Source organism: Lacibacter luteus (genome assembly GCF_004118265.1).
Classification (GTDB): Bacteria; Bacteroidota; Bacteroidia; order Chitinophagales; family Chitinophagaceae; genus Lacibacter; species Lacibacter luteus.
Map to the genome: position 1 here is coordinate 1 of NZ_SDHW01000010.1, position 20,603 is coordinate 20,603.

Here is a 20,603-nt window from a genome sequence, read left to right on the forward strand (position 1 = left end):
GTTTGATAAACAAAAAACAGCCAGTTCTTTAACAGCTTCAGAACATCTCTCCACCAGTTTTTGGATGATTTTTTTAGGGGGTCAATTTAAAATGGCGGAAGGGGGTTAGTTTGGGTGGTATTTACAGGCAAGATTAGTACGGACCAAGGATAACGAATCATTTTTTCTCTGAATTTACATTACCCAAAATCCACATTGAATTTATTCTAAGTGGTAGCCCCCGATTCGGGGGCTTTTTTATTAAATGCCAATCTCAAAATGCATTTCAGGAATTATTACGTCTGTAAAACCCTTGCGCATTAAACGTTGCTGAAACGCATGTTGCACATCGTACTCACCATGTACAATAAATAATTTTTCAACCTCTTTAGGATCCTGGCAAGCCAGCCACTGGCTCATATCTTCATAGTCGCCATGTGCACTCATGCTGCGTATCTGCCCTATTTCTGCATGCACTTCTTTTTCAACACCAAAAATCTTCACTTCTTTACGGCCTGCTAACAACTTGCCGCCAAGTGATCTTGGTTCGCAATAACCAGTGAGCAGAATGGTATTACGACTGTTTTCAATAGCATTGTTGATATGATGTTTTACCCTGCCTGCATCGGCCATACCACTTGCACTGATGACTACGTAAGGACCGCTCTTGAAGTTTAACAGCTTCGATTCTTCCACTGTTTTTACAAACCGTACTCCTTTAAAGCCGAAAGGATCGCTATCGCTTTGCAATACTTTCTGAATGCGTTTATTAAAATATTCGGGATAGCTTTTTACAATCTGTGTTGCTTCCATACTCAACGGACTGTCTACAATGTATTCAAGCTCGGGCAAGCGACGTTCGAGTTCGAGTTGATTAAGATCGTATAACAGTTCCTGCGTACGACCAACACTGAATGCGGGGACAATCAATTTACCTTTTTTCTGCAGGCATGCTTTTTCAATCCATTGCAATAACTGATCGGGTGTTGAAACAGCGTTATCGTGCAAACTGTTACCATAAGTTGATTCCATGATAATGATATCGGCCTGCGGAAATTCCTGCGGCGACTTCAAAATCACATCCCGGTAACGGCCTATATCACCCGAAAATGTGATGCGCTTTGTCTTACCGTTCTCTGTTACTTTTAAATGCACACAGGCGCTGCCAATGATATGACCGGCATCCGTAAACATGGCTTCTATTCCATCCCCTACTTTAAACCATGTACTGTACTCATGTTGCTCGAAACGGTCTAATGCTTTTTTTGCATCTTCTACTGTATACAATGGCTGCAAGTAAGGCATATTCATCGCTGCACGCCGTTTGTTCTCATACTTCACATCATCTTCCTGTATTTCCGCACTGTCTTCTAACAGAACAGCCGTAAGACTTGCCGTAGCATCGGTACAATGTATTTTACCCTGGTATCCATCTTTACACAACTTAGGAATTAAACCGCTGTGATCGATGTGTGCATGACTGAGGATCATGTAATCAATTGTTGAAGGATCAAATCCCCAATGCCGGTTCATAGCATCGGTATCTTTTCCCATACCTTGGAACAAACCACAATCCAGTAATAATTTTTTTCCGTTTACTGTAAGTAGATGCTTGCTGCCTGTAACACAACGTGCAGCTCCGTGAAATGAAAGTTTCATAAAGACAATTTGAAAATGATTTAATTTGAAGATTTGAAAATGTCCATGCATTCTCAAATGATCACGTTACTAACTCTTTGCTTTAAATGACCATGTAACATAAAATTCAGCAACAATCTCACCAGCTTTGTTACGACCAACAGATTTTGCTTTGATGCTTTTTGCTTCGCCTGTTGCAATTGCTTCATCAACCAACCGTTCAAATTCCTTTCCATCTTCACAAACAAACCTTGTTACATCAGTTGCCTTTTTAAAAAAACTGCCTTCAATGTTTACAACCAGCATCGATACTGCAGGCTTTCGTCCACTTATCTGCATTAAACCTAATACACCTGTCGTCATTTCAGCCGCCATTGCCAAACAGGCAAAATACGTTGAGCGAAAAGGGTTTTGTGAAAACCACTTGTACGGCACCGTTACAACGCATTGCTCTTCTGTTATTGATTGAATGCGTACGCCGCTGAAAAAAGCGGATGGCAGCTTGAACAGCAGAAACAATTTTCCTTTTACAGGATGTGTAAGTTGTTTGATGAATTGAACAGCAGATTCTTTCATGAATAAAAGCAAGCGTTTACTTCGTTACTTCAACAATACAAGCTACTACATTATTGGCATCGCCTGTAACATCGAACCGCATGGTTCCTTTACCGGTTGACGAATAACGTACGTTGCGGATAAGCGATGAACCTAATGCACGGTTAAGCCTGCTACCAAAATCAGCTGAAGGATCGCTGCTGATCTGTTGATTGAGTTGATACCAATCCAGTTCATTCTTACTCACAACTACTGCAATCACATCACGGTTGCCGATACTATCAGGCGTCATGCTTTTATCTTTCGGAAACAAACGCACGCCTGTAATACCACAGAACGGAGAATATTTTGTTTTCGTTGGATCGTCGGTTCGTGGATAAGGAAACAAGGTATAACTTGTTCCATCCACTTCTTTACCGAACACATACACATAACACTCTGTAGTGTTCTTCAATTCCATTTTAAATTTATCACCCGGACGAACAGGTACTGTTGTTTCAAAACGATTACCACCAATATTCCGTAAAGCAATGTAATCGCCTGCTATTGTTTTTTTACCATCATACTGTACACTTACCAATCCAAGCTCACATGCAAACTGCTGTACATTTTCATTACCTGAATGCATTGGATTTACACCATACGCTTCACGTACATAATTTTTAAAATCGCCGTAACGTACCCATGCAAATCCATTCACGCCCCACTCCTGACCCCAACTGTTCATAATTAAAAATGAGCCGCTGTATTTTTTATCATCATAACCAACCACACACATGGCATGACCGCCAAAACCCATCATACTTTGATCGCCGGGAGCAGGCACCCACAGATCCTGTCCCATCATGGGTTGCATAAAACTTTGTCCTACCATCATACCAATTACAACAGGCGCACCCTGTGAAAGATTTTGTTTGATGGCCTGCAGATCAACCGCATCATTTCTATCGCCCAAACTCAAACGGTTAAATCCACGCATGCGAAACTGTTGCGCTTCCTGTTGCAGATTACTTCCGGGTTGTGTTTGGCAATCCTGATCGTTGTAAGGAAACTGATCGAAAGGAACATCGCCACGCTTGGTCATAAACTCCATTGCACGAATAATGTATGAACCCTGGCAACCTTCCAATCCAATTTGATTGTACATGAACGATGGAGAAAAAGCAACTTCATTTGGTTGTTTACCTGTGCGTGTTGCTTCTAAAATTGTATGTGCAGCAAAAGCACTGCTCCATGCAACACAACTTCCTTGTGAGCCTTGATTTTGCGGTGTAGGACAAAAGCGTTGCAGGTTTGCCGATTCGGGCAACGGATTTTTTGTATCATCATCGGCCAGCGGTTCATAGATCTCTGCTTTTTCAAATTGCTTTGGATCTAAAAAGCCACCGGTTGCAAGGCTTGCAATATCGCTTACATTGCAACCACCACGACCTAATAAAAAATAAGCACCTCCAGCTACAACCAATAACAGAATAATTCCTTTACCACCGCCGCCACCCCGGCCAAACATATTCAGCAATAAAGGCAAGAGGCTTAGCAAACCACCTCCTCCTCTTCCACCGCCGCCGGGTCCAACGGGAAAATTTCCACCGCCACCACCATCATTACTATGTTGCTCCTGTTGATCCTGCGGATCATCTGTCATACGTATAGGCATAGCTCTTATTTTATATTGACTAAATGTAATGTAATTTTTGAAGACTAAACCCAACGCTCGTATTACAAACGTATCTTTCAAGAAAAAATAAAATGAAGAAACTTTTTCTCTTTTTATTCGTCCTTATCAGCTGTACAATACATGCACAAACAAAAACAGATTCTGTTGCTGCTGCTGTTACTGATGTAGAAACTGTTGATGCAATTATTGCGGCGTTGTACAATGTCATCAGCGGGCCTGCAGGTGAAGCAAGAAACTGGAACCGTATGCGGAGTTTGTTTTTGCCGGAAGGAAAATTAGTGGCAACTGCTGTAAGGCCTACAGGCGAAGTTGTGAAACGGGTGTTGACTGTTGAAGACTATACTGCACAAAGCGGACCCGTGTTAGAAAAGAATGGCTTTTTTGAAAAAGAAATTCACCGCAAGCAGGAAATGTATGGACATATCGCCCATTGCTTCAGCACTTATGAAGCAAGAAGAACTGCAACCGATGCCGAACCGTTTATGCGTGGCATCAACAGCGTTCAATTGTATAACGATGGAAAACGCTGGTGGATCTTAACCGTGTTCTGGCAAACAGAAAATAAAGATTTATTGATACCGAAGGAGTATTTGAAGTAATTGATGTTTAACAAATGAAAGACTACTTCATGAAAGGATTAGCAACAATATTGTTCTTAACTTTTACAGTTATATCTTACGGACAAGATACGGCCAGCAACGAATTAAAGCCAACACCTACAGGCTTTGTAAAATATTCTCTTAATAAACGATTGTCATTCTTTCCCTTTACAAGTGCGAAACAAATTAAACTTGTTTCATTTCACTTACAAGACGATGCAATAAAGGGACAACAACGTAGAAGTTATAGCATACCATTGCTTAATGGAAAAGTTGATTTGAGTAAGCTTACTGATGTTGTTGAGTTAAACAGTTCTCAAATCGATTCATTAACAGATATTCTATATAATGACTGCTCTAAATGGACACTTATTGAACAATCAAAAGTAATGTGTTACATGCCAAGAAATGCAATTGTTTTTTACAACCAAAAAAACGAACCTTTTGAATATATAGAGATCTGTTTTGAATGTCTCGGTTTTAAAACCAGTAGCAATGAAATTATCTCTCCTGATAAATGCGATATAATGTTTAAGGAATTACAGCTTCTTTTTGAGAGGTATGGCTTAAGTACCAAAATGTCAAATAAATAGAAAAAACTTACGGCTCAACCGTACTTCCCAACCAAGCCATCATTGCCATACCTGTTTCAATCGCATCTTCATCAATATTAAATGTTGGTGTGTGTACACCACTGCTGATTCCTTTTTCTTTATTCATTACACCTAAGCGAAAGAAACAACCGGGAATTACCTGTGAGTAGTATCCAAAATCTTCTGCCCCCATACGCAGCTCTGTCTCTTCAACATGTGCTTCACCTAAAAATGCAGCAGCTTTTGCTTTTGCTTTTTCGTTGAGTGCTTCGTTGTTGTACACTGTGGGGTAACCAACATCAATATGCAGATCAAGTTCACCACCCATACTTTCAACCAACAGCTTTGCATTACGGCGAATGAGCTCGTGTGCTTCAAAACGCCACTGCTCATCCATTGCACGAAACGTACCCATGATCTTTACTTCGTTGGGAATAACATTGGTTGTTGTACCAGCATTAAATGCAGTAATAGATAATACCGAAGGATTATGTGGATTACGATTGCGGCTGATGATCTGTTGCAGACTCACCACCAAATGCGAGGCAATTAAAATAGGATCAACTGCTAAATGCGGTGCAGCTGCATGTCCGCCCTTACCCTTCACCGTTAGATATAACTCATCAGCACTGGCCATTACTTTACCGCCACGAAAACTTAATTGTCCCAACTGCAAACCGGGATGCACATGCAAACCAAAAATGCATTGCGGTTTTGGATTTTCAAGCACACCTTCCCTGATCATAATACTTGCACCGCCAGGATTTTTTTCTTCGCCTGGTTGAAAGATCAGCTTCACTGTTCCTTCCCACTCTGCTTTTAAATCGTTGAGAATTTTTGCAGCACCAAGTAAACAGGTGGTGTGTACATCATGTCCGCATGCATGCATTACACCATCTACTTTTGATTTATAGGGCACATCATTTTCTTCCAGTATTGGCAATGCATCCATATCGGCACGGAGTGCAATCACTTTTGAAGATGGGTTCTTTCCCTCGATCAAACCAACCACACCTGTTTCGGCCATTACGGTAAACGGAATACCAAACTCCTGAAGTTTCGCTTGTACAAACTTTGATGTTTCAAATTCTTTGTAACTGAGTTCGGGATTTGCATGCAGATGATGACGCACTGCAATAAACTCTTCTTTATATTTTTTAGCAAGTAGCTGTATCTGATCTTTTAACATAGATGCGCAAAAATACAAAAACCTGCAACGCTGCAGGCTTTCTTGATGACTGTTCATCCGAAGGATGACTGGTCATCACTAAATAATTACTGTTGTACAGTCACCCTTCGGGTGAGCAGACACCAGGATGATTATTCGTCAAACGAGGCGTCGGACGAAGGATTACTTAATAATTTCTTCTTTCTCGGGCGGAGCTTTGTATTCAATATCGCTTGGAATAACAAAAACACCGGTTGGGAACATTTTCGCCAGCTCTTTCTTCAGATCATCGGCTTCGTTACGTTCAACAAAATTGCCGATGCGGAGTTTGAAATATGGGGCCTGGTATAAGAGATAGGTTTTATGATCGGGATATTGTGCAAGCAATTTTGATTTTGCAGCCAATGCCTGGGTACGGTCGGTGGTGTTCAACACCTGTATGCGAAACCCTTTGGTCGGGCGTTTTGCATCAGCTGCTTTTTTGTTGATCTCCGCTTTCTTTTTTGCAAGCAAATCAATGCGGCTGTCTTTAATAACAAACACATTGCTGCTTACGGTGTCTGTTGCTATTTGCGCATGAGCAAAAACTGCAACACATAGCATGAGGCAAAGCAGAATATTTTTTTTCATATTACTGATTCAAACTTTCTTTTACAATGGCAACGCTTGCACTGCAACCTAATCTGTCTGCTCCTGCTTCAATTAACTGTTTGGCAAAAGCATAATTACGGATGCCGCCCGATGCTTTGATTTTGATGTTAGACGGTAAATGCTTCCGCATCAGTTGCACCGCCTCTAAAGTAGCGCCTTTTTCGGCGTAACCGGTAGAAGTTTTTACAAAATCTGCGCCAAGTTCAGCATAAATTTCACAGCAACGGATGATCTCTTCATCGGTAAGCACACCGCTTTCAATAATTACTTTGATGTGCTTTTCTTTTTTATGTGCCATTGGTATTAACACTTCAGCTTCGTGCTTTACAAAATTCCAGTCGGCGTTTTTAATAGCCGAAATATTTGCCACCATATCAATCTCATCAACGCCGTCAACAATTGACAGCAGCGTTTCTGTAACTTTTGCCTCAATAGCCGAATAGCCAAACGGAAACCCGATTACTGTTGCCGTTTTAACGGTTGTACCACCAAGCAATCCTTTTGCAAATTTTGTGAATGGCGGCGGCACACATACAGCTGCAAAATTATACAGACCGGCTTCGGTGCACAGTTGTTCAATATCACTAACCAATGTAGTTGGTTTAAGAATCGTATGATCGATATAAGAAGCAATATTCATGGGGCAAATGTATTTTTTAAACGATTAGAAACAAAGAATGTTCAGCAGCTAAAAAAACCTCCCGAAGGAGGTTTCATTTTATAAATCTTTACCGTGACATTGTTTGTATTTTTTACCACTACCGCAAGGACAGGGATCGTTACGTCCGATCTTCGGACCTGCAACAACCGGTTCCTGTTTTACATTTTCAGACGGATCGTAGTAATCCGGTGTTTCCATCAATTCATTACCGGCACCTGCAGCAACCATATCTTCTTTACGTTGACGCATTTTACTCATGTCGGTTTTCTGTTCACGACCTTCACGAATTTGTCCGGCGTTATTTTCTTCAACAGGTAACCCTGCGTGTGCAAGGAAGGAAACAATATTCTTGTTGATCTCACTATTCAACTGTTCGAACAACGTATATGCTTCCACTTTATAAATCACCAACGGATCTTTTTGTTCGTAAGTAGCGTTTTGTACTGAGGTACGCAAATCGTCCATTGCACGTAAATGTTCTTTCCATGCTTCATCGATAAATGCGAGTGTTGATGTACGTTCTAATGCACTTACAAGTTCATGTCCTTTTGAATCGATGGTTTTGTTCATCGACGCCAGCACCTGTAAACCACGTTTACCATCGCTGAATGGTACAAACACATTTTCAATATGCGAGCCTTGCGTTACTTTAATATTTTGGAACACCGGCAATGCATCTTTTTTCAACGCATCGCACTTACGCAGGTAAGCTGTTTTTGCTTCTACATACAAAGCTTCGGCTAATGCATTACTATCCGATTTATCGAGTTGCTCTGCAGTAATGGTTGTATCAATACCAAAGTTGATGATAGCAGCCATTTTAAATCCTTCGTGATCGTTTTGTTCTTTGAACGAAGCGATCAATCCTTCTGCAACAGAATAGAATCCATTATCTGTATCGAGAGCCAAACGTTCGCCGCTTAATGCGTGATTACGACGTGTATAAATTGCCGAACGCTGTTTGTTCATTACATCATCGTACTCAAGCAAACGCTTCCGTATACCAAAGTTGTTTTCTTCTACTTTCTTTTGTGCACGTTCAATTGATTTGGTGATCATGCTGTGCTGGATCACTTCACCTTCTTTGTAACCGAGTTTATCCATCATGCCGGCAATACGATCACTGCCGAACATACGCATCAGATCATCTTCCAGCGATACATAGAACTGTGAAGAACCGGGATCACCCTGGCGACCTGCACGACCACGCAACTGACGATCGACACGACGACTATCGTGACGTTCTGTACCAAGAATTGCCAAACCACCTGCTTCTTTTACACCAGCACCCAATTTAATATCGGTACCACGACCGGCCATGTTTGTAGCAATGGTTACAGCGCTTGGCAAACCTGCTTCAGCAACAACCTGTGCTTCTTTCGCATGTTGTTTTGCGTTCAATACATTGTGCGGAATCTTTTTCACCTGCAGCATCTTACTCAGCAATTCACTCACCTCTACTGATGTTGTACCTACCAGAACCGGACGGCCTGCTGCACGCATCACTTCAATTTCTTCAATAACTGCTTTGTATTTTTCACGCTTGGTTTTGTACACCAGATCCTGTCTGTCGTCACGGATCATATTGAGGTTGGTAGGAATTTTTACAACATCAAGTTTATAAATATCCCAAAACTCTCCTGCTTCTGTTTCCGCAGTACCCGTCATACCACAAAGTTTGTGATACATACGGAAGTAGTTCTGCAGCGTGATAGTTGCATAAGTTTGTGTTGCAGCTTCGATGTGTACATTCTCTTTCGCTTCAATAGCCTGATGTAAACCATCGCTGTAACGACGGCCATCCAGAATACGACCTGTTTGCTCATCAACGATCTTTACCTGGCCATCCAACACTACGTACTCTACATCTTTTTCAAACAAGGCATATGCTTTCAGCATTTGCAATACAGTATGAATACGATCTGCTTTTGCTGAGTATTCATTTAACAACGATTCTTTCTGCTGAAGTTTTTCTTCTGCTGCATCTGCACTTCTTTCAATAGCAGCTAATGCTGTACTGATATCTGGCAATACAAAGAAAGTCGGGTCTTCATTTTCTTTGGTGAGCATGGCCAAACCTTTGTCGGTCAGTTCAACCGAATTGCTCTTTTCATCAATATGGAAAAGTAAACCTTCATCCACCTTCGGCATTTCTTTTTGCTGATCGGCGAGATAATAGTTTTCTGCTTTCTGCAGTTTCACTTTAATACCGGGCTCACTTAAATACTTGATTAACGGACCGTACTTAGGTAAACCTCTCCATGCACGCATTAACGCAAGTCCGCCACTTTTCGCATCATCGTCGCCTTCGGCAATTGCTTTCTTAGCGTCGTTCAAATATTGCTGTGCTAAACGTTTTTGTGCATCCACCAGTTTCTCAATACGTGGGCGCATGTTGTGGAACTGCTGCTCGTTACTGCCAGTACCAACCGGACCGGCAATAATCAATGGCGTACGGGCTTCATCAATTAAAATGCTATCTACCTCATCCACCATTGCAAAGTGCAGTTTGCGTTGTACTTTCTCTGCAGAGTTTACCACCATGTTATCACGCAGGTAATCAAAACCAAATTCGTTGTTGGTACCATACACGATATCGGCTAAATATGCTTTGCGGCGGTCTTCGCTGTTGGGTTGATGTTTATCGATACAATCAACAGTTAACCCTAAGAACTCAAACAAGGTTCCGTTCCATTCACTATCACGACGGGCCAGGTAATCGTTCACGGTTACAAGGTGTACACCTTCGCCGGCTAATGCATTGAGATAGGCAGGCAATGTAGATACAAGCGTTTTACCTTCACCGGTTGCCATTTCGGCAATTTTACCCTGGTGTAAAACACTACCACCTATTAACTGTACATCGTAATGCACCATGTTCCAGGTAACTTGCCCGCCGGCAGCCATCCACGATTTCTTATAAAATACCTGGTCGCCTTCAATGCGCATATGTGGGCGTTTGATCACCAAATCTCTGTCGAGTTGGGTTGCAGTTGCCTGCAATTCTTCGTTATTGGTGAAACGACGGGCAGCTTCTTTTACCACAGCAAACGCTTCGGGATGGATCTGCTCCAGAATTTCTTCGATCTTCTTATCACGCTCTTTTTTCAGCTTATCAATTTGTTGATAGGCTTCATCTTTCTGCTGTATCTGATCTTCTGTTAAGGCATCAGCTTCGCTGGTGCGGTTGCTGATCTCCTCATTGATAGCCGCTAAATGCGCTTTGATACGTTCACGAAACTCCGCTGTTTTATTACGGAGCTGATCGTTGCTTAAACTTTGATATTGCTGAAAGAATTCGTTGGCCTTTTCAACGATAGGTGTAAGTTTCTGTACATCCTTTTCACTTTTACTGCCTCCGAAGAGTTTCGATAGGAATCCTAACATGAGAATATATTAATGAGTCAATTTATGATTTAAGCTTTGGTTCAGTCAAATACAATGCAAGGTTTTATTTAAAGCCAATTTGACAGAAACACCCCTTTTGCAGAGGCCGACAAAGGTAATGATTAAGTGTTGAGAGAAAATTGCCCTTATTTGTTTTTTGAAAAGCCATAGCCGGAATATACCTGACCGAACACATTGCCCGTTAATACTTTAACAGAACCTAAAGGGCTTTTAAGCATTTTACCCTCCTGTACGGATAAGGGGCGGCCATTGAAGGAATAGTTTTGCCTTTTATCCCGAAGATTCAGGGTTATGCAAGTTTTAGAAAAGCTTATCGTCTATTATTTAACATTTTGCAATTTCATATTTAAACGAAAAAATTCGTATTTCGCATTTCAAACAAGTTTATGAAGAAACTATTACTCATTATCCTTATCGCCACTGTTTCTGTACCGGCACTTGCCCAAACTTCCGGAATATCCGGTAAAGTAACCGACTCTACCGGTGCTAAAGGTTTGGAAAAAGCAACAGTTAAACTGGTTGAAAAGGATTTACCGAAAGACACGCTGCGAACCATCACCAATGCGAAAGGTGAGTTCAGTTTTACAAAAATTCCCGCTTCGGCTTATTCAATTATCATCAGCTACTCGGGTTATAAGCCGATGGTAAAGGAGTTTTTTAAACCTTCTGCCGGTGTATCGAATATTGATCTTGGCGAGCTGGTTCTTACAAACACCTACCTCGATCTGGCAGAAATTGTAATTGAAGCGCCTGCTGTAACTATGAAAGAAGATACGGTTGAATACCGTGCAGGTGCGTTTCAAACCAAGCCCAATGCAACTACCGAAGAGTTGTTGAAAAAACTACCGGGTGTGCAGGTAGATCGCCAGGGAAATATTACAGCACATGGCAAACAGGTAACACGAGTAAAAGTAAACGGCAAAGATTTTTTCAGCGGCGACCCCAAAACTGCCACACAGGAAATTCCTGCCGATATGATTGATAAAGTACAGGTAGTAGATGATTACGGCGACCAATCAAATGCATCAGGTGTTCGTGATGGTGAACCGGAGAAGATCATTAATCTGCAATTAAAGAAAGATAAAAACAAGGGTTACTTTGGCCGGGCCATGATTGGTTACGGTACCGACGACCGTTACGTAGCAGCAGGTGCCTTAAACCGTTTTAACAACAGTCAGCAGCTTTCGCTTATTGTAAACAGCAATAACAACAACACTTCTACCTTTCGTGCAAATGAAGGCAGCGGTGGCGGTGGTGGTGGTATGCAGTTTGGCGGCGGCGGTGGCGGCGGCAATAACAGCAATAATCAAAATGGTATTACCAATCTTAATTCGGTTGGTCTTAACTACCGTACCGATTTTGGTAAGCGTAACTCTTTTTATGGAAGCTATACCTATACACACCGTAACACATTAACCGAATCTTTTACTTCAAGAGATCAGCCACTCTTTTCGTTGCTTACCAATACATACAAAGCAACTACCAATAAAGGTGGCACCCATCGTGCATTTGCAAATCTTGAATACTGGATTGACTCATTTAACTACATAAAAGTTAACCCGAGTTTTTCGTATGCAGATGGTAATAATCTTTCTTTCGATTCATCGCATTACTATAATGGAAAGTTGCAAACAAGAGCCGACAGCAACCAAACATCGGTGTTATCAAAACGTCCCGATTTCAGTACTTCGCTTCTGTACAACCACCGTTTTAAGAAAAGGGGAAGAAACTTTTCGTTTAATGGTCAGTTAACGCTTTCCGGCAGCGAATCGGATCAGCTGAAAGAAAACTATACCAACTTCTACGATGCGAACGGAGCTTTCCTGAGAGATTCGCTGCAGTTCCGTAATACCATCCAGGATAACCGTAACAGCGGCTTCAATGCAAGGTTTACGTATACCGAACCATTAACAGCTAATCGTTTCCTTGATCTGAACTATAATTTCAACCGTAACTTTTCAGGGAATAATAAACAGGTGTACACAAAAGATCCATTAACCGGTAACGATTATGCTTTTGTAAGCTACCTCAGCAATAACTACGAAACCGACTTCAATTATAACCGCATCAGCGCAGCTGTAAGAACGGTTATGAAAAAATACAACTACACCATTGGTGTAATGGTACAGCCTGTAATTTTAAATGGTTACAGCATTACAAAAGACAGTGCCTATAAACCAATTACAAATTTCAACTGGTTTCCTGTAGCCCGTTTTCAGTATAGTTTCTCACGTTCAAAAACATTAAACTTTAATTATAACGGTAGCGCACGCCAGCCCAGCTTCGATCAGCTGCAGCCTGTGTTAGAAGAAAGCAGTCAATTGAATAAATCAACAGGTAACCCTTTCCTTAAGCCATCAACAAGCCATGTGTTTAACGGAACGTTCAATAATTTCAACTTTGGATCTGGTAAAATTTTTATGGTGAACGGATCGTTCAACTTCATCAACAACCAGATCGTAAACAAGGTTACCAACTTTAAAGATGGTTCCGGTCGATTTACCGGTGCTACGTTTACACAGCCTGTAAATATTAAAGGCTATTACAACAGTAATTTGTTTGTGAACTATGGTCGTCCGTTCCAAAACCGTAAGTATGTAATTGGCTTACGCAGTATGTTGAACTATAACAACAATGTGAGTGTATCGAACCAGGTAACAAAAACAGCAACAGATAGTATTGTTGGTGCAGATATCAGAAACACAGCACATAACTGGATATGGAGCCCTGGTGTAGATTTCGATTATAATTTAAGCTGGCTGGAGTTACGCACCGGAGCAAGCTACAATCTTAACTATACTGATTATTCTGCAAACAATAACCTCAACCGTTTACATACCATTACACTCAGCAACGATGGACGAATTGATTTCGGTGCAGGCTTTATCCTGCGTTGGGATTTTGATTACTTCATTTACGAAGGTTTAACCTCATCTAATCAAGAAAATATTGCGTTGTTAAATGCATCGGTTGAAAAAGAGATCTTTAAAAAGAAAAACGGTATCATCAAACTTGCAGGTTTCGATATCTTTAAACAAAACACCAACATCAGCCGTAGTGTAACAGAACAGTATGTTACCGATACACGCACCAACCGTTTAACGCAGTATTTTATGTTGAGCTTTACCTACCGGTTTAACAAGTTCAGCGGTACACAAGGTGGCAATCAACAAAACAATAATTTCCGACGTGCAGAAGGTCGTAATATGATGATGATACAGAATAACGAATAAGCAATCTACCCACAATAAAAAGGCAGCTTAATAAGCTGCCTTTTTTATGCCCGTTTATAAAAAAAGTAAAAATAGATGGCGTAAGTAGCTGATACAATTATTACAGTTACAAGCTGTGTACACAAAGCCACAAGAAATCCTTTAACAAAACCCACCCCTTTTTTCCCGTTATGAAACCTGCTGCTGGCCCATGCATAATAGCTGAACCATGAAAGAATATACAGTGTTAACATCAGGTAATACTGTGTATGCAACAACATCCATAAAGGCGCAATTACAAGGCTAAAGAAAACAGAGCGCTCACCTGAAGTATAAGCAGCAAGCACCAGGTTCTCGGCAAAGTTTCGCCCTCCTTTTCTGAAGAATAAACTGCTGAACATTGCCAGTAACGGCACATTAAGAAAAATAATGAGGTTAACATGCTTATTAAAAAAAGCAGACACAGGATTGGGCGGCACACGTGGGTTAGCCCCAAAATTGGTAAACCCCGAGCTGATCAGAATAACCGAAGCAAGCCCTACAACAATAAAAAGAAATGCAAACGGGTTAAAATACTTCTTTCGCTTTCCCTCAACATATTCCCGGGCAACTGTACCGGGCCGCAGCAGCAATTGCCAAACCAATGAAAAAATACTTTTATCCGCATGGGTTACTGCATGTACAAGATCGTGCTGAATATGCCCTAACGTTAAACGATGGGTATCGGTCTTTTGCCCGCAGGCAGAGCAATACTGGTGCGAGGGCTCCGTTTCGGTTCCGCAGTTTAAGCAGTTGGTTGCGTGCATAAGCAGTTTTGGTTAGGCTGAAAATAAGAAAAACCCTGTTTCTACCCGTTTTGAGCTTGAAACAGGGCTGAAAAAACCTCCAACTCCTTTTCCACAAATTCGCTCACGGCTTGGGGATGTTAGCCCGATTCCTTTACCTTTGCGGCCTGAAAATAAACGTGTAAACCATGCCCGGACAATTAAAAGAGGTTCGTAACAGGATTAAGAGTGTGCAAAGCACCCAGCAGATTACTAAAGCGATGAAAATGGTGAGTGCAGCCAAACTGCGTAAAGCACAGGATGCGATCATCCAGATGCGTCCCTACGCACAAAAACTGCAGGATATGCTCAGCAATATTGTGAGCAACAGCGATGGTAGTGTTAGTATGAAACTGGCTACTGAACGTGCAGTAAATAAAGTACTTGTTATCCTTGTTACAAGCGATCGTGGTTTATGCGGCGGTTATAATGCCAACCTTGTTAAACTGGCCCGCCAGGTAATTAACGAACAATATGCTGAGCAATACAGCAAAGGCAATGTAGAAATATGGGGCATTGGTAAAAAAGGTTACGAAGCAATGCAACGTACCGGTTACAAAGCAAACGATACATTTAAAGATTTGTTCCTGCAGCTTTCTTTCGAAAATATTCAGAAAGCATCTGCGGCAGCAATGGAAGCTTTTTCGAAAGGCGAATTTGATGTGGTGGAACTGGTGTACAGCCAGTTTAAGAATGCAGCAACCCAGCAATTTAAAGTAGAACGTTTCCTGCCTATTCCTAAAGTGGAAAATCAAGGCAGCACTTCAAAAACAAAATCTGATTTTATTTTCGAGCCTGGTAAAGAAGAATTGATTACCGAATTGATGCCGAAAATCCTCAATACACAATTATTTAAAGCTGTACTCGATGCCAATGCTTCCGAGCATGGTGCCCGTATGACGGCAATGGATAAAGCAAGCGATAACGCCAACGAATTGTTACGTTCACTCCGCATCAGCTATAACCGTGCACGCCAGGCAGCTATTACTACCGAACTTACAGAGATCGTAAGTGGTGCAGCAGCTCTGAACGGATAAGCACTTGTTTCAGCCGAAATGCAAAGCAATTACGTAAGATTGGAGGATTTCACTTAATTTTCAAATTCACCAATTTTCAAATTTTCAAATTACGAATGGAATTAAGTGTAATCATCCCTCATATTGAAGCGCTGATTTTTGCAGCTGAACGTCCGCTTACCACACTGGAACTGTGCGACCTGGTGAATAATGCATTGGGCTTTATTGAAGACCGTGCAAGCCTGGATCAGACTGAAGCAGCGATTGCAGCTATTAAAGAAAAATATGCAGCTGAATTTTATCCATTCGAAGTTCGTGAAAGCGGTGGCGGATGGCAATTCCTTACCAAAAGGGATTATCATAAAACGGTAGCACAGATCAACGGCGATAAATTTTTAAAACGTTTAAGCACGGCTGCATTAGAAACACTTTCCATTATCGCCTATAAGCAACCCATCACCAAAGGTGAAATGGAAGCTATCCGTGGTGTAAACTGCGACTATGCAGTACAGAAATTATTGGAAAAAGAATTGATCGTTATACTCGGACGTAACGAAAAGCTACCCGGCCATCCATTGGTGTATGGTACATCCCGTTCGTTCATGGATTACTTCGGCATTAACTCTCCCGAAGATCTTCCAAAGATCAAAGAGGTTATTTCTACCGACATCATTGACCCGACAGCTGTACAAAGCGACACATTACACGTTGCAGGTGAAGAAGCACAGGAACTTGAAACCGGCGAAACATTGGTTGTAACAGAAGATGGTGAATTATTGGAACAACCTGTTGTTGAACCCGGAGAAGAAACTATTGAAGAGGTGGTTGAGGAAGTAATAAGTGGGCAAGAAACAATTACTGAAGAAGAGATTGTTGACGAAGAAGCCGAAGAAGAAACAGCAGAAGAACCACAAGAGGAAGAAGTTATTGAAGAAGAGCCTGAAACCAGCGAGGAGCAACAGGAAGAAGAGGAAAGTAACGACGAAGAATCGAACGAAGAAGAAACAAAATCTTAAATAAAACCCCGACCGAAACGTCGGGGTTTTTCTTTTACCAAATAACTTACAGATGATCGTTCAGGCAGCAAAGTATCCCGACCGATTTTTCAACTAAATTCGCAGCCAGCAAAAATTACAATGACGACCACAATACCCACCAATCAACTGTCAGCAATTGCAGCAACATACGGCACGCCTGTATATGTGTACGATGCAAACAAGATCAAAACACAATACGAAAAACTGGTGAACGGTTTTTCTGTTTTGGATACACGCATTTTTTATGCTTCAAAAGCATTAACCAATCTGCATGTGATCAAATACATCAACAGTCTTGGTTGTAATATCGATTGCAGCAGCATTAACGAAGTAAAGCTCGCATTGCATGCAGGTGTTAAACCTGAAAATGTATTGTACACCAGCAATGGTATTTCGTTTGCTGAAATTGAAGAAGCTGTTGAAGCAGGCGTACACATCAACATCGATAGTTTATCGAATCTTGAAAAGTTTGGAAAGAAATACGGTCATAGTTATCCTGTTGGTATCCGTCTGCGTCCAAATATCATGGCAGGTGGTAACTTAAAAATTTCAACAGGTCATAATAAAAGCAAGTTTGGTATTCCTGTTGAACAGATTGCAGAACTTGAGCAAATTGTAAAAGACAATAACATCTTCATCCGCACATTGCATATTCATACCGGCAGCGAAATAAAAGATGCGGAAGTATTTGTAAAAGGGATTGAAGTGTTGTTCGATCTCATTCCGCATTTTCCCGAACTGGAAGTAATTGATCTTGGCGGTGGTTTTAAAGTGCCCTACATGGAGCATGAAAAAGAAACCAATATTGCAGAGCTTGCACAAAAATTAAAACAGGCATTTGCAGATCATCCATTGGCGAATGGTAAAGAACTCCAGGTATGGTTTGAGCCGGGTAAATTCTTAGTGAGTGAATGTGGTTATTTACTCGCCGAAGTAAATGTGCTGAAACAAAATGCAGATGTGATCATTGCGGGTATTAACACAGGCTTAAATCATCTCATCCGCCCCATGATGTACGATGCCTATCATTACATCAGCAATTTAAGTAACCCCAACGGTGAAGAAAAGAAACACATGATCACCGGTTATATCTGCGAAACCGATACGTTTGCCAGTGATCGTATGTTGCCCGAAATAAAAGAAGGCGATATCCTTTGCATACACAACGCAGGTGCTTATGGTTTTGAAATGAGCAGTAATTACAACTCACGCTACCGCCCTGCTGAAGTATTGGTAAAAGATGGTGAAGCAATACTCATCCGTAGAAGAGAAAGCTTTGAGGATTTGTTGAAGAATATTGTTTGAGTTTAAATTAAAATCTGACAGAGATGTAAGGGAATAATGTTATTGACTCAGCATATACTGCAGTTGCTGTGTAGTAAAACTGTCCTTTAACCCCAATAGATACTTTTGGTTGAAATTGATATTCATAAGCTGCTTCACTTAAAAGACCAGCTTCCCCATTTTTAATCCCTTTCCATGGATTTTCGTTATCAACTAAACGAGATGAATACACTTCTATTTTATGTAAATAGCTTTCAAGATAATAGATACCCAATCCAAAACTATACCGGTGTTTCCTTTTTACTATTTCTTTACCAACAGCTGTACAATACATAAAATTTCGATCTCGAATAGAATGATTGATAGATACAATGGTACTACCTGCAAGTGTATCCGTAAACGACACCTTTTTCGAGAAAGATTGATAATTTAATCCGATTCTAAGAGTCCAGTTATTTTTTGTTCGAAAGCCAAGGATAATATCCTGTGTTTGTCCAATAAATTTTTTTTTGGAATAATTACGATTCCCAGGCAGAGGTGTAAATTCTGGATAAGTAGATGAAAAAAAACTGCCGCCAAGGCCATTTCCATAAGAAAGGAAAAAAGATTTCTCTTGAGCAAAAAAATAGAATGGAATTATTAAAAATCCAATTAAAAACAGGTATAGCTTCATATTTAATGAGTAACCTGGTTTTTAAGAAAAAACCAGGTTTTTTATTTGTATTGATTAAAATGTCTTGTATGGAAAGGTAAAATTCCAATCAGCTCCTGATGAATAATTGCCATCATATGCTGGCCATGAGCCTGTGCTTAAAAACTCTGTATCGAATCGTTTCCCTCCGCCAGATTTATCGGTAAGTTCGAACCCCCAGCCTTGGGAATTTTTTGCATCACTGAAATAAGATGACCTTGTATATTTTAGTTGACGCACTATATTATCTTGACTTTTAACTGTAATATTATAGCCAATGTTTCCTTCAACATTAACATTGTCGATTTTAACAGTAGTTTTGAGTGAGCCCGTGAACACTTTGGTATCTTCCCTGTCCTCCTCGTACACTGCAAGAATCTGTTCCAAATTATCATTTTTCCAATCAGGATCCCAACTTGCATAGATACGTTTCCATATTCCTTTTCGAACATCCCTCCGTTTAATTGATACGCTAGCTATGTCTCCGGCAAAATTAGTCACTTGTTGATTAGCCTGTTGAAGATAACCACTAATTCTACAAACTTTAAACTCGCCGGCTCCTCCGTTTTCACTATTAAAAGAAATAAAATTGTCATATTGCTTATTAATAACTCTAACCCAACCAGTATAAACACGATTGGTATTTTGAATAACCGGCGGATCGCTATTAATTATTGTTGGACTGGCCCCAAATCCAACAATATGGGTAATGTTATTCTCAGCATAATTATCATCAACAGTTACAGGCGTGTAATCAATATACCACTCGTAATCCCCATTCACAAAACGCCTGTTCTTCATTGGCTGTTCGCCTGGTGCAGCGTTTGCTTCTCTATCCGCAGGAATAACTGTTGCCAAATAACCCCATGGATCAGTATTGATATTACTGAAATATTGTGTTGTTAATGGCACCTGAAAGTTTTCTGAATATGGGAAGTAAATTGAAACTCCCGAAGAATTCGCAAAGATTTCTGCTGCAGTATCAACCGGAGAAGCAGTTGTCATGTCGCTTTGATTCTGTACATTGTATTTGCTTAAAAAATTTAATGCAGGATATTTATCACTGGCCAATTCTTTAAAAAAGCTTTTTTTGAATTCACCAACGGTTGCGCCATACTTCCTGAAGCTCTGCTGCTGATAAAGTTCGCTTGCTTCTGGAAAAAGCAAATCTTTCAAATGCACACGTTCATCTTCATAATAACCTGAATAAATAGCTGCATTAACTTCATAAAAAGCCAGCTTATTTTTATAAACTTCCTTTAACAAGCCTGAGATAGCTGTTACAATTTTTACATTTTGAATATCCTTTTCTGTTGTTGGGAAAGTTGCCTTTTGCTCAGGAATGGTGTTTGACTTAAAATCCTTTTTACAGGAATTAAAAAAGACAAGGAATAGCAACACAATTTGCAGATAATTTCTGTTTCTCGTTGTTAGTAGTTTGGTGTTTAATAATTTAACAGGGCGAATATAACTTCTTTTTTTTTTTCGCCAACGATGTGCGCATGTTTCTACAAAAATCAAGGGGTTACTCTTAGTAAATACTTTTAAATAAATTCTTCTTCCATAAAAACCTCTTTATGTAAAAAGCATATCTATAATGCAAAATTAA

At 40.6% G+C, this 20,603-nt stretch carries 16 protein-coding genes; 6 read left to right on the forward strand and 10 right to left on the reverse strand.

What is annotated here, in order from left to right; all coding sequences use genetic code 11:
- Nucleotides 1-240: 240 nt before the first annotated feature.
- From ESA94_RS20805 to ESA94_RS20815, 3 genes are all read right to left on the reverse strand, one after another.
- The gene (locus ESA94_RS20805; protein ID WP_129132892.1) at nucleotides 241-1,638 is read right to left on the reverse strand and encodes an MBL fold metallo-hydrolase; all 1,398 of its coding nucleotides are present in this window, start codon (nucleotides 1,636-1,638) and stop codon (nucleotides 241-243) included.
- A 69-nt stretch (nucleotides 1,639-1,707) separates the two neighbouring features.
- Nucleotides 1,708-2,193: a DUF4442 domain-containing protein gene (locus ESA94_RS20810; RefSeq protein WP_129132893.1), complete on the reverse strand. Its 486-nt coding sequence runs from the start codon at nucleotides 2,191-2,193 to the stop codon at nucleotides 1,708-1,710.
- Between the two features lie 16 nt (nucleotides 2,194-2,209).
- Nucleotides 2,210-3,829, reverse strand: a complete 1,620-nt coding sequence (locus ESA94_RS20815) for a C1 family peptidase (RefSeq protein WP_129132894.1) — start codon at nucleotides 3,827-3,829, stop codon at nucleotides 2,210-2,212.
- 92 nt (nucleotides 3,830-3,921) lie between these two features.
- Here ESA94_RS20815 and ESA94_RS20820 point away from each other — a divergent pair, with 92 nt between their 5' ends.
- Nucleotides 3,922-4,449, forward strand: coding sequence for a hypothetical protein (locus ESA94_RS20820; protein ID WP_205756033.1), 528 nt, complete (start codon nucleotides 3,922-3,924; stop codon nucleotides 4,447-4,449).
- A 14-nt stretch (nucleotides 4,450-4,463) separates the two neighbouring features.
- Nucleotides 4,464-5,042, forward strand: a complete 579-nt coding sequence (locus ESA94_RS20825) for a hypothetical protein (protein ID WP_164972819.1) — start codon at nucleotides 4,464-4,466, stop codon at nucleotides 5,040-5,042.
- 7 nt (nucleotides 5,043-5,049) lie between these two features.
- Here the strand turns inward: ESA94_RS20825 and ESA94_RS20830 are convergent, their stop codons facing one another.
- From ESA94_RS20830 to secA, 4 genes are all read right to left on the reverse strand, one after another.
- Complete coding sequence (locus ESA94_RS20830) at nucleotides 5,050-6,288, reverse strand: M20 metallopeptidase family protein (protein WP_240671118.1); 1,239 nt, start codon at nucleotides 6,286-6,288, stop codon at nucleotides 5,050-5,052.
- A gap of 105 nt (nucleotides 6,289-6,393) precedes the next feature.
- On the reverse strand, nucleotides 6,394-6,840 hold the full coding sequence (locus tag ESA94_RS20835; protein WP_129132897.1) for an SPOR domain-containing protein: 447 nt from the start codon (nucleotides 6,838-6,840) through the stop codon (nucleotides 6,394-6,396).
- Nucleotide 6,841: 1 nt separating this feature from the next.
- Nucleotides 6,842-7,501, reverse strand: a complete 660-nt coding sequence (gene deoC, locus ESA94_RS20840) for a deoxyribose-phosphate aldolase (RefSeq protein WP_129132898.1) — start codon at nucleotides 7,499-7,501, stop codon at nucleotides 6,842-6,844.
- Between the two features lie 78 nt (nucleotides 7,502-7,579).
- The gene (gene secA, locus ESA94_RS20845; protein ID WP_129132899.1) at nucleotides 7,580-10,909 is read right to left on the reverse strand and encodes a preprotein translocase subunit SecA; all 3,330 of its coding nucleotides are present in this window, start codon (nucleotides 10,907-10,909) and stop codon (nucleotides 7,580-7,582) included.
- 407 nt (nucleotides 10,910-11,316) lie between these two features.
- Here secA and ESA94_RS20850 point away from each other — a divergent pair, with 407 nt between their 5' ends.
- Nucleotides 11,317-14,163: an outer membrane beta-barrel protein gene (locus ESA94_RS20850; protein ID WP_129132900.1), complete on the forward strand. Its 2,847-nt coding sequence runs from the start codon at nucleotides 11,317-11,319 to the stop codon at nucleotides 14,161-14,163.
- Nucleotides 14,164-14,207: 44 nt separating this feature from the next.
- On the opposite strand, the gene ESA94_RS20855 is transcribed toward ESA94_RS20850, so the two are convergent.
- The gene (locus ESA94_RS20855; protein WP_129132901.1) at nucleotides 14,208-14,948 is read right to left on the reverse strand and encodes a DUF3667 domain-containing protein; all 741 of its coding nucleotides are present in this window, start codon (nucleotides 14,946-14,948) and stop codon (nucleotides 14,208-14,210) included.
- Nucleotides 14,949-15,115: 167 nt separating this feature from the next.
- On the opposite strand from ESA94_RS20855, the gene atpG reads away from it, so the two are divergent.
- The 3 genes from atpG to lysA all read left to right on the forward strand — a co-directional run bounded on the left by atpG (nucleotide 15,116) and on the right by lysA (nucleotide 18,324).
- The gene (atpG, locus tag ESA94_RS20860) at nucleotides 15,116-16,003 is read left to right on the forward strand and encodes an ATP synthase F1 subunit gamma (RefSeq protein WP_129132902.1); all 888 of its coding nucleotides are present in this window, start codon (nucleotides 15,116-15,118) and stop codon (nucleotides 16,001-16,003) included.
- Between the two features lie 95 nt (nucleotides 16,004-16,098).
- Nucleotides 16,099-16,998 (forward strand): SMC-Scp complex subunit ScpB, encoded by a 900-nt coding sequence (gene scpB, locus ESA94_RS20865; protein ID WP_129132903.1) that lies wholly within the window; start codon nucleotides 16,099-16,101, stop codon nucleotides 16,996-16,998.
- 120 nt (nucleotides 16,999-17,118) lie between these two features.
- Nucleotides 17,119-18,324: a diaminopimelate decarboxylase gene (gene lysA, locus ESA94_RS20870; RefSeq protein ID WP_205756034.1), complete on the forward strand. Its 1,206-nt coding sequence runs from the start codon at nucleotides 17,119-17,121 to the stop codon at nucleotides 18,322-18,324.
- A 7-nt stretch (nucleotides 18,325-18,331) separates the two neighbouring features.
- Here lysA and ESA94_RS20875 read toward each other — a convergent pair whose 3' ends face one another.
- The gene (locus tag ESA94_RS20875; RefSeq protein ID WP_129132904.1) at nucleotides 18,332-18,976 is read right to left on the reverse strand and encodes a hypothetical protein; all 645 of its coding nucleotides are present in this window, start codon (nucleotides 18,974-18,976) and stop codon (nucleotides 18,332-18,334) included.
- Between the two features lie 54 nt (nucleotides 18,977-19,030).
- On the reverse strand, nucleotides 19,031-20,515 hold the full coding sequence (locus ESA94_RS20880) for a hypothetical protein (protein WP_129132905.1): 1,485 nt from the start codon (nucleotides 20,513-20,515) through the stop codon (nucleotides 19,031-19,033).
- Between the last annotated feature and the right edge of the window lie 88 nt (nucleotides 20,516-20,603).